Here is a 14,015-nt window from a genome sequence, read left to right on the forward strand (position 1 = left end):
TTTGGTGTGGCATAACGGGCGCATAAGGGATCTCTCCTTACTGTCGCGCCCATGCCCACCGTTGGAAGACTCTTGCGCCTGCGCCTGTTGGTCGTGCTCGCGGCAGTGCTCAGCCTGCTGTTCGGTTCACAGGCCCTCGCGGCGCCCGTCGCCGCTGCCGACGACCCCATGAGCTCGGTCGGCATCACCAAGACCAACGATGCCGACGGGCCGCTGGAGCCCGGTGACGAGTTCATCTACACCATCAGCGGGCAGTGCTCCGGCCTGGACGTGGACTGCGTGAACTTCACGGTCACCGACACCCTGCCGGAAGGCCTGGAGGTGACCAGCCTTCCGAAGTCCGACAGCACCCGTGACGTCACCTACGACGAGGCCACGCGGCAGCTGACGATCGTCTACAAGCAGCCGCTGCAGAACCCGGACGGCGAGACCGGTCTGCGGGCGGGCCAGGCGGGTTCGGTGGAGATCGGGATGCGGGTGCCGGCCGACACACAGTTGGAGGACGGCACCACCATCACCAACACCGCGAAGGCCGACGCCGACAACGCGGACCCGAAGACCTCCGACTCCGACATCACCATCTCCATCCCGCGCGTGGTCAAGCCGGTGACGACCAAGGACTGGGAGGACGGCTCCGCCGTCGCGATGAGCGGCGAGGAGTCCACGATCAAGCTGAACGTGCGCAACAACTCCTCGTCCTCGGCCGAGGTCACCGAGCTGTCGGTGTCCGACGACACCGAGGAGACCTTCGAGTACTTCGACTTCACCGGTGCGACGGTGACCGCGTTCCCCAAGGGCGCCGACCAGGCGCACCTCGTGGTCACCACCTCCGACGGCCAGACGCACACCGGCGCGACCATCACCGCCCCCGGCGAACTCCCGCTGCCCGCAGGCGTCGACCCGGACGACGTGGTCGGCTTCGAGGTCGTCTTCACCAACAGCAACGGCGACCCGCTGCCGTACGACGAGAACGGCGGCAGCGTCGAGGTCGGCATGAAGCTGCGCGACACCAAGCGCTCGGACGGCTCGCAGCTCAAGCCCACCGACAAGATCACGGTCAACAACTGCGCGACCCCGACGGCGAAGGAGACCACGGAGGGCGACGTCGACGGCGAGCAGGCCTGCGACACGTACGACATCCTGCCGGACATCCTGGTCCTGGAGACGAGCAAGAAGTACTACGCCGACACCAACGGCGACTTCGATCACGGCTCCGACGAACACGCCGTGATCGGGGAGAACTCGCCGGTCAGCACCGGGGTCGACCTGACGAACAAGTCGCCGTTCAAGGTGAAGACCCTGACGATCACCGAGCCGGACGCGAACACGACCAACGAGTTCGACAAGCTCGACGTCGACAAGGTGCGCCTGCGTTTCCCCTCGGGCGCGACCGAGGCGAAGCTGACCGTCACCTGTGCCGACGACACCACCCGCACGCAGACCTACACGGAGAACGCGACCTACGAGGTCCCCGAGGACTGCAAGCAGGTCAAGAAGGTCGAGGTCGTCTACACCGGCGTCGACGAGGACGGCAATCCGTCCATCGCAGAGGGCGCCACCGCGGGCCTCGACCTGCACGGCACCCTGACCGACGACGTCGACGCACAGGACGTGGCCGACGGCGTCAGCAACTGCGCCGGTACGAAGGGCGACGCGGGCCGCAGCGACGGCAGCGGCACCGCCGCCGGCAGCGCGTGCGCCAACCTCGTCGTCGAGAACCCGAACGGCAGCGGCAGTGGCGTCAAGACCGTCAGCCAGACGGACGTACCGCCGGGCCAGCCCATCGACATGCAGCTGAAGTTCACGAACACCGGCAACCTGCCGCTGAGCGACGTGGTCATCACCGACCCGGCCGCCGACGCCGACGGGAAGCCCGGCAGCGCCAGCCCCTTCGACAAGCTGGAGATCACCTCCGTCTCCGTCTCGCCGTCCGGTGCGCCGGTGACCCTCCAGGTGTACGACCCGGACACGGGTGCCTGGGTCGACTACGAGGGCGTGGACGCCGACGTGCTCGCGCGGGCCACCGGCGTGCGCGGGGTCTACGACGACGGCAAGGCGATGGCGCCGGGCGACAGCGTCACCATCAACGTCACCGGAGAGCGCCGCGAGGGTGTCGAGAACGGCGAGACGTTCCAGAACTGCTTCTCGGTCACGGCCAAGGACAGCCAGGGCGGTGACTTCAAGGGCGGCGACTGCAAGACCATGGAGACCGGGCCCGCCGCCGACGGCGCCTCGCTGAACAAGACGATCTCCCCCGGCCAGCTCCCCGAGTACGTCGCCGGACTGCCCCGCCAGCACGCGGACATGACGCTCACCGTCCGCAACACCGGCAACATGTCGGCCAAGTACCTGAAGATCGTCGACCAGGACGAGGACTTCTTCGACGCCGTGGACCTCGTGTCCATCAAGTCGAACCAGATGCCGGCCGGGGCCAACCGCGTACAGATCGACGCGTATGTGAACGGGGAGTGGGTCGACGGCGCCCCGGCCTCCTCGGCCGCCCTGCCGTCGGGTGTGAACGCCGCCGACGTCACCGGCATCCGCGCCACGTACTCCTCGACGAGCACCACCAACGACGGCTACGTGATCAAGCCCGAGTGCGCCGCCAGCGGCTGCTCCGGCATCCTCGTCCTCGACGTCAGCCCGCGGCCCGCCTCGCGCAGCACCGGCAAGCCGATCCCCGACCACCTGGAGGACACCGCCACCGGCCAGTTCCTCACCAAGGTGGAGGACGAGGACAAGCCCCGGGACATCGACCCGGTCGACGCCACCCTCGACCTGGTCAAGGGCGACCCCAAGCTCGACGTCGACAAGACCCCCGACACCGTGCTCTCCCCCGGCGAGGACGCCCCCTTCTATCTGAAGGTCACCAACACCGGTACGGCGAACGTCCCGAACCTGGTCGTCAAGGACGACCTCCCCGAGGGCATCGCGTTCGACGAGACGTTCGCGGGCGACAACGGCGAGCCGTACAAGATCATCGACAAGAAGCAGCCGGACGGCACCGTCGCCGTCCCGATGCCCGTCTTCTCCCGGACCACCGACGGCGACCGGGTCTCCGGGCTCACCTGGGACTTCTCCAAGGACGACGACGGCAAGGCGTGGAACTTCCCGCCCGGCGGCAGCTTCACCATCGAGATCCACGTGAAGCTGGAAGCGGGCATCCGCGCCGACGAGACCGTCACCAACACCATGGGCGCCACCTCGTCCGACCCGGACCTGGCCTGTGAGGACGCGAGCGAGGCGGAGGAGGACGGCGCCATGTTCGGCTCCGGTCTGTACTGCGTCGACGACGCGAAGCTGACGGCCAAGTCCGGCGCCGCGTTCAGCGCCCGCAAGTGGGTCTCCGGCAATGACGACCTCGGCTGGTACAACACCAAGACCAAGAAGACGGTCGACGTGGGCGACGACTCGTGCCTGATGACGACCGACTCCACCGGCCGCAGGTACACCGCCAACCCGTGCATCGCCCTGGTCAACCCCGGTGACCGGTACCACTACTTGATGCGCCTGCGGAACGCGGGCACCGAGGACGGCACGAACATGCGCATCATCGACCGGTTCCCGGTCGCCGGTGACAAGGGCGTCGTCCTCGACCAGGACCGCCAGACGGCCTGGGACAAGCGCCCCACGCTCGCCTCCGAGCCGAAGCTCGACGGCGGCAGCCCCGGCGAGATGACCACCAAGTACGAGAACGACGAGCCGCTGTGCACCAAGGACCTCGACATGGGCGGCGCCGGTTCGAGCGCGGACCAGTGCCCCTCGGACACGTGGGACGACGCCTACAGCGGCAAGGCGGTCGGCGCCGACATGGACCTGAGGTTCCCGCGGCCGCTGGAGCCCGGTGGCACCGTCGACATCACGTACGCGATGGACACCCCGCTCGACGTCGCCCGCAACGGCGACCCGACCATCGCCTGGAACTCCTACGCCCACAACGAGACCACCGACCGCGCGGGCTCCCCGCGCGTCCTTCAGAAGAACGAGCCGATCAAGGTCGGAGTCGCCCTCGCCTACGGTGAGTTGAAGCTGGTCAAGCGGCTCGGCAAACACCCCGACCGGCTGGACGACGCGCTGAAGAAGGTCACGTACCCGTACCACGTCACCTGCACCATCCATCCGCAGGGCAGGCTGCCCCGGGTGGTCCTCGACAAGGACTACCGGGTCTCCGTGGACGAGCCGGTCGACATCAAGGGGATCCCGGCGGGCGCCGAGTGCAAGGTCTGGGAGACCTCGGCCCACGGCGGCCAGTCCGACCACCCCGCGTCCGACCCGGTCGAGATCACGATCAAGCCGAACATCGACACCGACACCGTGCAGAGCGCGCGCATCTCCAACACGTACGAGTTCGGCGCGCTGCACCTGGTCAAGGCGCTCGACGGGGACGGCGCCCGGTACGCGGGCGACCGCACCTTCGACGTCGAGGTCTCCTGCGCCCTGCCGACCGCGTCGGGAGACGCCGGTCAGCGAGTCCTGCACCGGACGTACGAGGTGGGCGCCGACAAGCCCGTCACGGTCAGGCCGCTGCCGGTCAACACCCGGTGCTGGGCCGAGGAGGTGGACACCGGCGGCGCCGAGAAGGCGACCGTCGACCACGGCTCGGCCGACGACCCGGTCGTGATCACGGCGGACGGCTCCGGTGACCCGGCCACCATCAAGGTCACGAACACCTTCCCGGCGGCCGACCTGACCGTCACCAAGCACGTGGTGAACGGCGGCGCGGGCCCGTACGACTTCGCGCTCTCCTGCACCACGGACGAAGGAGCGGTCCCGCTCTCCGCCGCCGACAGCGCCTTCCGGCTGAAGGACGGCGAGGCGCGCACCGTCGCCGTCCCGAAGGGCGCGACCTGCACGGTGAAGGAGACGGACGTGCCCGGCGGCGACACGGTGACGTACACCGCGTCCGACGGCGGCGACGACGGCGAGGTCACGGTCGACGACGCGACGACGGTCGACGTCACGAACACCTTCGACGAGACCCCGCCGAAGCCGCACGAGCCCGGTGGCGGCGGTGGTCACCTCGCCGACACCGGATTCCGCGACTGGACGGTCCTGGGCGCCCTGCTCACGGTCCTCGCCCTCGCGGCCGGCCTCACGGTCCGCGCGATGGCCCGCAGGGGCCGCGGCTGATCCTCACCCGGCACAGGGCGGCGGCCCCCGGCGATGCGATGCGCCGGGGGCCGCCGCTTCGACGTGGGGCGAACTCATGTCTGAGGGACAGGGTTCGTGTCTACGCTGCCCCCGTGGACGACAGACCTCTGGAGACCAGGGCCCCCGACGGCGGCCGGGCCGACGCGCACGCCGTGCTGCGGCGCCTCGCCGACGTGCTGGAACCGCGGCCCGTGTGGTGCGGTCCGGACGACGGCGAGATCCACGACGTGGTCATCGCCGAACCGGACGAGCCGCTCGACGCGGTGGCCGGTGCCCTCGTGCTCGCGGTCGGCGTGCGGGAGGCCGAGGCCGTGGACATGGTGGCGGCGGCCGGTGCCGCGGGCGCGGGCGCGCTCGCCGTACGGGTCGGCGGCGACGGGCTGCCCCAGGCGCTGCGCACGGCGGCCGAGGACGCCGGGATCGCCGTGATCGGCCTGCCGCGAGGGCTGCGCTGGGACCGCGCGGAGGCCGAGATGCGCGCCGTACTCGCCGCCCCCGCGGGGGAGTTCGCCCCGAGCCGCAGCGGTGACCTGTTCTCCCTCGCGCAGACCGTGGCCACCCTCACCCAGGGCCTGGTCAGCCTGGAGGACGGCGCGCACCGCGTCCTCGCCTACGCGGGACCGGTCGACGAGGCCGACGAACTGCGCCGCGCCACCATCCTCGGCCGCAGCTGCCCCGAGCCGTACCTGGCGCTGCTGCGCAGGCTCGGCGTCCACCAGCGGGTCCGCACGGGCGACGAGGTCGTCACCGTCGACGAACAACCGGAGATGGGCGCCCGGCGCCGCCTGGTCATTGGGATCAACGCCGGACGCCGACCGCTCGGCACGATCTGGGTGCAGGAGGGCGACCGGCCGCTCGCCGAACGGGCACCCCAGATGCTGCGCGGCGCCGCCCGGATCGCCGCGGCCGGGCTCGTCGACCACTACTTCCAGGGCGACGCGGGCGCCCGGCTCGCCTCCCGCGAGGAGCTCAGCCACGGACTGCTCACCGGCCGCTTCGACGCCGCCGCGCTCGCCGCCCACCTGGGCATCGACCCGGCGGCCGGGGCCGATGTGGTCGCCGTCGACCTGCGCGAACCGGCCGACGGGGGAGACGCGGTGCGGGCCGACGCCCGGCGCGCGGAGGCGGCGGGCATCGTCTCCGTGCATGTGGCGGCGCACCGGGAGAACGCGCTGGTGGCGCAGGCGTGCGGGCAGATCTACGCGGTGCTGCCGACGCCTCCGGCGGTGTCTTCGGCGGTGTCTTCGGCCGTGTCTTCGGCCGTGTCTTCGGCCGTGTCCTCTGCGGTGTCTTCGGCGGCGTATGAAGAAGAGGGCCCGCTCGTCCGGTGGGCCGACGAACTCGTGGCCACGCTGCGCCGCCTCACCGGCACCGGGGTGCAGGCCGTCGTCGCGGGCCGCGCCGCACGCCTCGCCGACGTACCGTCCGTCAAGCTCCGCGGCCACCGCGCGCTGCAACTCCTCGCCCGGACACCCGAGACGACCGTCGGCACCCACAGCCGGCTCGCCCCGGCGCTGCTCGTCCGCGACACCCTGGAACTCCTCGACCGGTCACCGGAGCTGCGCTTCCCCGCCGTGGCCGCCCTCGTCGCCCGCGACCGCGACCAGGGCACCGACCTGGCCCGCTCCCTCCTCCTCTACCTCGACGCGTTCGGCGACGTCGCCGCCGTCGCCAAGCGCCTCAACGTGCACCCCAACACCCTTCGCTACCGGGTCCGCAGAGCCGTCGCGCTGACCGGCCTCGACCTCGACGACCCCGAACACCGGCTCGCCGCGACGCTCCAGCTCCGCCTCGACCTCGACGCGCGGCACCTCACGGACCCGGCGTTCCCCGGCGCCTGAGCCGGAACCCTGTCGGGGCGGACACCCCGGGACCCCGAGCGCTGTCCGAGCGGACAAGGGGCGGGGCGCGCCTGCCGCCTTAGGTTCACACCCAGTTCGCAGTTCGGAGTTCGCATCCGCTTTCCGCGACGGAGTCCCTGACCCTCACCGCCCCTTCCGGAGGCCGGCCCATGCCAGAATCCGCCTCGCCCGCCACCGCGGGCGGCACCGTCCCCGCCACGCCCCCGTCCGGCATGCGCCGGATCGCCACGGCGAGCTTCATCGGCACGGCCATCGAGTTCTACGACTACTACATCTACGGAACCGCGGCCGCGCTCGTCCTCAACGAGGCCTTCTTCCCCGACCTCTCCGAGGCCGCAGGCACGCTGGCCACCCTGTCCACCTTCGCCGTCGGCTTCGCGGCCCGGCCGCTCGGCGCCGCGATCTTCGGCCACTTCGGCGACCGCGTGGGCCGCAAGACGGTCCTGGTCGTCTCGCTCCTGATGATGGGCCTGTCGACGGGCCTGATCGGCCTGCTCCCCGGCTACGACACCCTGGGCGTGATGGCCCCGGTCCTCCTGGTCCTGCTCCGCCTGATCCAGGGCCTCGGCCTCGGCGGCGAGTGGGGCGGCGCGGCCCTCCTCGCCGTGGAACACGCCCCGAAGGGCAAACGCGGCCTGTACGCCTCGGCCCCCCAAATGGGCTCGCCCGTCGGCTACTTCGCCGCCACCCTCACGTTCCTGCTCATGTCGTCGCTCCTGGACGACGCGGCCTTCGACAGCTGGGGCTGGCGCATCCCGTTCCTGCTGTCGTTCGTCCTGGTCGCGGTGGGCCTGGGCATCCGCCTCAAGATCGCCGAAACCCCGGCCTTCGCGAAGGTCACCGCGGAACGCGAAACGGCGAAGGCGCCCCTCGCCGAGGCCTTCCGCAAGCACCCCAAGGAGATGCTGCTCGGCGCGGGCATGATCACCGTCGTCTACGTGATGTTCTACACGGCGGCCACGTACTGCATGACGTACACGACCGGCGACCTGGGCGTCCCCAAGAACGACATGCTGCTCCTGACCCTCGTGGCCGTCACGGTCCTCGGCATCTCCACCTACGCCGTGGCCCGTTGGTCGGACAAGGTCGGCCGCCGCAAACTCATCATCGGCGGCGCGGCGTTCGGCGTCGTCTGGGGTGCGGTCCTCTTCCCCCTCCTCGACACCGGCAACTACGTCCTCATCGCCGTCGCCCTGAGCGGCGCCCTGCTCTGCATGGGCATCATCTACGGCCCGGCGGGCGCCTACATGCCCGAACTCTTCGCGACCCGGCTGCGCTACTCGGGCGCCGGCTTCTCCTACAACCTCGGAGGCGTACTCGGCGGCGCGGCGGCTCCCCTGGTCGTCACGGCCCTGGCCGAGAACTACAGCGCGTCGGTGGGCGGCTGGTTCATGAGCGGCATGGCGCTGCTCTCGCTGCTGTGCGTCCTGGCGCTCCCGGAGACCCGCACCCGGGACCTCGACACGATCTGATCCGATCGGGACCTGGCCGATCGGGTGGCCCGGCGGCCTGTCGGCGCGTTGCCTTGTGCACGCTGTCATATGACCCGATTCTTTTATTTATGTACGAAAAGGTCACAATTCTCGGCCGCGGAGTCTCGCGGGTCGCTCTGCGAAGGACGGTGGTCGGGGTTGTCGTGGCAGTCGCGATCGGCTGTGCCACGACCCCGGCTCTCGCCATGTCCGTCGACGACGGGAATCCGGCACCGAACGGCGGGGCGCGCACCTCCGGATACGGCGAGGAGCCCCATGGCTATGGAGCGGAGAAGCAGCCCTCCGGCTATGGCGACGAGGAACAACCCTCCGGCTATGGCGAGGAAGAGCAACCTTCCGGCTATGGCGAGGAGGAGCAGCCCTCCGGCTATGGCGAGGAGGAGTTCCCGTCGCCGACATCGGCGGCGGGAACTCCGATCGCCAACACGCCCTCCCCGGCCCCGAGCCAGTCCACGGCTCAGGCCGCGCCCTCGACTCCGTCCGCGTCTGCGAGCCCGAGCCGGTCCACGCCCCCCGCCACGAGCACGTCCAGTCCACGGGCAGAGGAGTCGTCGTCCGGCACCCCGGGTTCCCCGCCGCCGACCGTGACAGCACCGACGCCGCGGGCAGCCTCTCCCTCACACGGTCCGCAGCTGGCCGAGACGGGCCGGGACACCAGGACGTACGTACTCGGTGCGATGGCCGCAACGCTGGTCGCGACCGGCGCGGGCCTGCGCGTCATGGCCCGCAGGATCAAGCTCCGCTGACCCGGAGGGAGTTGGGCCCCCTCACGGCATGTGGTCACCGTCGGGCGGCAGCTCGGCGGACGGGGCGCTGTCCTCCGGGTAGGTGGCCTGGTGGGCGGCCGTGCGGATGTGCAGTGCCGCCTGGCGTGCCCTGCGGGCGCGGCCGCGGTGTTCTTCCGCGGTCGACGTCTCGCCCCGGGCGAGGCGTTCGTGATGCTGGGCCACCATGTCGTGTGCGTCGGCCAGCTTGCTCGCCGCGGTGAGGTACCGCGCGTGGAGATGCTGCACGAAGATGTCCAGATGGTTCTCCCGCGACTGACTCGCGGGGTCGAGCAACCGGCCCGAAACGACGATCTCCTGCTGAAGGGCCCATTGCTTCCGGGCGTCGAGGGCCTCCGCGCGCGCCATGTTGGCCTCGGCGCGCGCCAGTCGGGCCTCGCTGGCGGTGAGCAGCGCGCGCGCCCTTTCGCTCGCTTCCTGGGACCGCTGCAGAAAGGTGGGCGCCGGCTCGCCGACGTGGCGGGCCTGTCTGTCCGTGCTCTCCTCCCGGGCGTTCAGCTCTCGCTCGCGCCCGTCCGCGAGGGCCTCCCGCTCATCGGCGATGACTTCGCGCTCATCGGCGATGACTTCGCGCTCATCGGCGATGGCTTCCCGCTCGTCGGCAGCGGCGTCACGGTCGTCGGCCTCCCGCCGACGTTCACTACCGCCGCCGTCGGCCCATGGCCCGATGACATCGCTGAAGGTTGACCGGTCTGGGGGTTCATTGCCCACATTTCCAGTATTGCGACGCCGGACGCAGCCATCAAGCCTCACCGGAGTCGCTTCCCTGTACGTACGTCCAGCACAGTAAAAAGGCCCCGGTCGATGACCTGGGCCTTTGTCGTGGAGCGGGTGACGAGAATCGAACTCGCGCCCTAAGCTTGGGAAGCTCGGGTGATCTAGGGGGAGTTGGGCGCCTGACCTGCGGGGGAGCGCCTTAACGCCCCCTTGTGGCCGCCGACTTCATGCCTGCCGTTCCCCGTGGTTCCCCCGGTCGACCTGGCACGGATGTGGCACGGGCCGGGGAGCCCTCCTGAGACCGGGTATTGCGTGGCACTATCGCGTGATGGCCATCGAGTATGTGCGTTTCCAGTCGACCATGCCCGACGAACGAGGTCAGTTCAAGGGTGTGTTTGGACTGGTCAATAACCTCGCCCGTGAAGGACGGCTAACGGCTGAGCAGGAACGGTTCCGACGCGAGAACAATGCTTGGTACGACGCGGCATACCCGGATCCATCGACCGTCGACCAGAGCGTGTACGACCCGGTTGTTAACCCCGGAGCCACGGCCTGGTTCAAGTCCTCGGCGGACCATCTCATCGTGCGCGTGGCGGGTTACCTAGAGATCTTGGCCGTGCACGACGTGGACTGTCGCGCGGTGAAGTCGACTGATCCAGGGCGCGTGATCTACGAAGATGATGTACAGGTCGTGGTCATCCCTCACGGGCGTTGACCTGCGGACGCATCCTCACGCAACCCACTACCCAACCCCAGCTCCTATGGAGCGCGCCACTGTACGAACGACCTGGACACCAGGGGCCATGTCTGCTCGGCTTCGCCTGGGTCGACGGTGGACGGGACGGGAACTCCCCGCAACCACCCATGGATCCGCACCCGGCAGTGCTGCCCCCGGCCCCCGGTGCCGGCCGATCCCCCGCCGGAGGCATCGCCTTTGCCTGTGGCCCGCGTAAGTGAGTCGCGGTGCTCGACTCATCGCCTCGGTCTATCCACGCGTGGGCGCGCGTCGGCGCAGCGCCCGTAGCGCGGGCCGAAGGCATGAGCGCGAAGGGCAGCGGAGCCGGGAAGCCCGCCCGGCGGAGCGGAGCGCAGCCGGACTTGATGAGGTAGAGAAACCTGTAACAGCTCCTGGGCCCAGGTCGGTTGAACTAAGTGCCTGCCGGTCCGGCGTCTCGCCCACGGACTGTGAGGAATCGGGTCAGCAGGCGGATCGCCATGTCGTGGTTGTAGGAGTGGGCCAGCTCGATGGGGCTCTTGCCGACTTCGGAGATTGCGGCAGGGTCGGCGCCATAGGCAAGGACGATCGCGGTAAGAGCACTGTCGATCGGGTGTCCCGACTGAAGGGCCGAGTCGCCTTCCAGGTCGATGGCGTGCATGAGAAGCGTCAATCCGCAACAAACCTCATTCACGTCCGCCCCCTCGTCGAGGAGGCGTGTGAGCGTGGCATGGTCGCTCATCTCCACCGCTTGGTGGGCGGGCGTGCAAGGTTCGAACCCGTCGGCATTCAAGATGACCTCACAACTTCGTTCCCGATTGCTGATCCGTGGTCAGGAGGCGGCTGGTGAAGCCCCCGTGGCACAGCCGCTCGTACGCCTGGAGCACGTCGTCCGGCACGGTCTGGCTGATCATGAAGCCCTGTTCCGGGTAGATCAGCAGTCGCTGAAGGGCGCCCACGAGCATGTCGATGACCTTGCGGGCGTCTCCGATGGAATCGACGTACTCGCCGAGCGTCATCGGGGTGGAGGCGCTGAGGATCTCGACCTCGGGCCACAGCTTCCGGGCCGTGGCGTACGCGCGCCTCTCCTCGTACGGCTTGCTGATCAGAAGCACGGAGGAGACAGGGATGCCGGCCGATTCCAGCACGGCCTTGGAGAAGCGGATGTTCTCGCCGGTGTTCCTCGCTTCAGGCTCGACGAGCACGGCGGAGCTGGGCACGCCGAGTTCCAGGGCCCGTTCCCGGTAGTGGATTGCCTCGCCGCGTGGCATGCGCTCGCGCGTGGTCGGGCTCGTGGCTCCGGTGAACACAAGCAGCGGGGCCAGGCCGCGCTTGTACAGGTCCACCGCCGTGTCGGCCACACCCAGGTCATGGCTGCCCAGGCCGATTGCGACTGAGCAGGGCCGCAGGGTGTGGCCCATCTGGTGGTAGTCCCACAGGCGCCGCGCGTCGTCCCATGCCTGCGTCGAGATCATTACTGCCCTTTCTCGCCCTTCGCGGAGTCCGGGACCTTGAAGTCGTACTTCCAGGCGAAGCGCGAAGCCGCGTGCACACCGATGGCGAACTCGACCACTGTGGCAGAGGCGGTGTAAGTCGTTCGATGCAGCTCTACGACAGGCTCACCCGGCGGGAGTTGCAAGAGCTTCACCTCGTCTGCGGACGGTGCTCGCGCGAAGATCTCTTCCTTCATGTGGTCGATCTCGTACCCGGCGTCGTACAGCACTCCGCGACCCACCGCCACGACCGGCGGGTCCCGGAGTCGGGTCCACGATCCGTGTGCCCTCGACGTGCGTGTCGCCCGTACCGTCGTCGGCCTGCCGGAGAACTTGCGGTTCTACGACCTGCGCCGCACGGGGCACACCCTGTCGACCCGATCCGGCGCGATGCTGAAGGACACGATGGTGCGGGCCGGGCAGTCGTCGGAGAAGGCCGCGATGATCTATCAGCACTCCGAGGGGGAGCGGCAACAGGAGGTCGCGGGCATGCTCGACCGGAGTGTGCGACGCGCCCGGCGGGCTGTGGCACGGAAGCCGGATGATCAAGCTTCTGGCACGGATGTGGCACGCGACGACTGAGCGAATCCGCACAGCAAAAAGGCCCCGGTCGATGACCTGGGCCTTTGATGTGGAGCGGGTGACGAGAATCGAACTCGCGCTCTAAGCTTGGGAAGCTTATGTTCTACCATTAAACTACACCCGCGCGGTACGGCCGTTGAAGCGATCCGTACTGGCGACACTGTACCCCATGCCGGGCCCCGGGCGCTGAAGCCTCCGGGGCCCGGCTTCGTTGTGCGGGGTGGAAGTGACTGCGAGTGAAGGGAGTTGAAGCGTACGGTGGGGGCTCCGGCCGAAGACGATTCACCACGGGGTGCCGCCTGGATTGGCGTCCCTTTCATCCCGTAATGTTGCTTTTCGTCGTCGGTCAGGAAACTGGCCCAATGGCTCCGTGGGGAAGGGACTCCGGGACTTGATGGACTCGATGGATCGCACCGTCGTCCGATGTGCCGAAGGGCACGTGTTCGCCACCGCTTCGTTCCCGATGCAGCAGGCCGACCGCCTTGGTCCGAGCCGGCTTATTCGGTGTCCGCGGTGCGCTCGACTTCGGCACGCCGTCCCTGTGGGACCGGACGAGCGGTAAGCGGCACCAACGACAGTGGGCGCGGGCCCCGCCGATTGTGGCGGGCCCGCGCCCACTGCGTATCCTCGCTACGTGCTTCTCTCAGACAAGGACATCCGGGCCGAGATCGACGCCGGCCGGGTCCGGATCGATCCTTACGACGAATCCATGGTTCAGCCGTCGAGCATCGATGTGCGGCTCGACCGCTACTTCCGGGTGTTCGAGAACCACAAGTACCCGCACATCGACCCCAGCGTCGAGCAGTCGGAGCTGACGCGGGAGGTGGTGCCGGAGGGCGACGAGCCGTTCATCCTGCACCCCGGTGAGTTCGTGCTCGCCTCGACGTACGAGGTCATCTCCCTGCCCGATGACCTCGCCTCGCGGCTCGAGGGCAAGAGCTCGCTCGGCCGGCTCGGCCTCGTCACGCACTCCACGGCCGGATTCATCGACCCCGGCTTCAGCGGTCACGTGACGCTGGAGCTGTCGAACCTCGCGACGCTGCCGATCAAGCTGTGGCCGGGGATGAAGATCGGTCAGCTGTGCATGTTCCGGCTGTCCTCACCCGCCGAGTTCCCCTACGGCAGCGAGCGCTACGGTTCGCGTTACCAGGGACAGCGCGGCCCGACCGCCTCCCGTTCCTTCCTCAATTTCCATCGGACCCAGGTGTGAGCAGCAG

At 69.3% G+C, this 14,015-nt stretch carries 9 protein-coding genes, 1 tRNA gene and 2 pseudogenes; 7 read left to right on the forward strand and 5 right to left on the reverse strand.

The genetic code is table 11. The features are described 5' to 3' along the window. The first annotated feature begins 51 nt into the window (after window positions 1-51). The 4 genes from ACY34M_RS27515 to ACY34M_RS27530 all read left to right on the forward strand — a co-directional run bounded on the left by ACY34M_RS27515 (window position 52) and on the right by ACY34M_RS27530 (window position 9,252). Window positions 52-5,130 (forward strand): DUF5979 domain-containing protein, encoded by a 5,079-nt coding sequence (locus ACY34M_RS27515; RefSeq protein ID WP_462722415.1) that lies wholly within the window; start codon window positions 52-54, stop codon window positions 5,128-5,130. A 113-nt stretch (window positions 5,131-5,243) separates the two neighbouring features. After that, window positions 5,244-6,992: a PucR family transcriptional regulator gene (locus ACY34M_RS27520; RefSeq protein ID WP_462722416.1), complete on the forward strand. Its 1,749-nt coding sequence runs from the start codon at window positions 5,244-5,246 to the stop codon at window positions 6,990-6,992. 170 nt (window positions 6,993-7,162) lie between these two features. Continuing rightward, window positions 7,163-8,485, forward strand: a complete 1,323-nt coding sequence (locus tag ACY34M_RS27525) for an MFS transporter (RefSeq protein WP_462722417.1) — start codon at window positions 7,163-7,165, stop codon at window positions 8,483-8,485. Window positions 8,486-8,649: 164 nt separating this feature from the next. Next, window positions 8,650-9,252 (forward strand): hypothetical protein, encoded by a 603-nt coding sequence (locus tag ACY34M_RS27530; RefSeq protein ID WP_462722418.1) that lies wholly within the window; start codon window positions 8,650-8,652, stop codon window positions 9,250-9,252. A gap of 21 nt (window positions 9,253-9,273) precedes the next feature. On the opposite strand, the gene ACY34M_RS27535 is transcribed toward ACY34M_RS27530, so the two are convergent. After that, window positions 9,274-10,002, reverse strand: a complete 729-nt coding sequence (locus tag ACY34M_RS27535) for a hypothetical protein (RefSeq protein WP_462722419.1) — start codon at window positions 10,000-10,002, stop codon at window positions 9,274-9,276. 334 nt (window positions 10,003-10,336) lie between these two features. Between ACY34M_RS27535 and ACY34M_RS27540 the strand changes: the two genes are divergently transcribed. Next, window positions 10,337-10,723 (forward strand): hypothetical protein, encoded by a 387-nt coding sequence (locus ACY34M_RS27540; protein ID WP_462722420.1) that lies wholly within the window; start codon window positions 10,337-10,339, stop codon window positions 10,721-10,723. A 433-nt stretch (window positions 10,724-11,156) separates the two neighbouring features. On the opposite strand, the gene ACY34M_RS27545 is transcribed toward ACY34M_RS27540, so the two are convergent. The 3 genes and pseudogenes from ACY34M_RS27545 to ACY34M_RS27555 all read right to left on the reverse strand — a co-directional run. Beyond that, a complete protein-coding gene (locus ACY34M_RS27545; RefSeq protein WP_462722421.1) occupies window positions 11,157-11,465 on the reverse strand; it encodes an ankyrin repeat domain-containing protein in 309 nt (102 codons plus the stop codon). A gap of 58 nt (window positions 11,466-11,523) precedes the next feature. Further along, the gene (locus tag ACY34M_RS27550) at window positions 11,524-12,198 is read right to left on the reverse strand and encodes a YdcF family protein (RefSeq protein WP_462722422.1); all 675 of its coding nucleotides are present in this window, start codon (window positions 12,196-12,198) and stop codon (window positions 11,524-11,526) included. Then, window positions 12,198-12,516: pseudogene (locus ACY34M_RS27555) on the reverse strand (UTRA domain-containing protein); the annotation flags it as partial. The pseudogene ACY34M_RS27555 and the gene ACY34M_RS27550, both read right to left, overlap by 1 nt. On the opposite strand from ACY34M_RS27555, the pseudogene ACY34M_RS27560 reads away from it, so the two are divergent. Beyond that, a pseudogene (locus ACY34M_RS27560) lies at window positions 12,514-12,798 on the forward strand (tyrosine-type recombinase/integrase); the annotation flags it as partial. The pseudogenes ACY34M_RS27555 and ACY34M_RS27560 overlap by 3 nt on opposite strands. A gap of 50 nt (window positions 12,799-12,848) precedes the next feature. On the opposite strand, the gene ACY34M_RS27565 reads toward ACY34M_RS27560, so the two are convergent. After that, window positions 12,849-12,922: transfer RNA gene (locus tag ACY34M_RS27565), tRNA-Gly, on the reverse strand. Window positions 12,923-13,432: 510 nt separating this feature from the next. Here ACY34M_RS27565 and dcd point away from each other — a divergent pair. Beyond that, window positions 13,433-14,008, forward strand: coding sequence for a dCTP deaminase (gene dcd / locus ACY34M_RS27570; protein WP_462722423.1), 576 nt, complete (start codon window positions 13,433-13,435; stop codon window positions 14,006-14,008). Window positions 14,009-14,015: the final 7 nt, after the last annotated feature.

Source organism: Streptomyces sp. EDA2-14 (genome assembly GCF_054963755.1).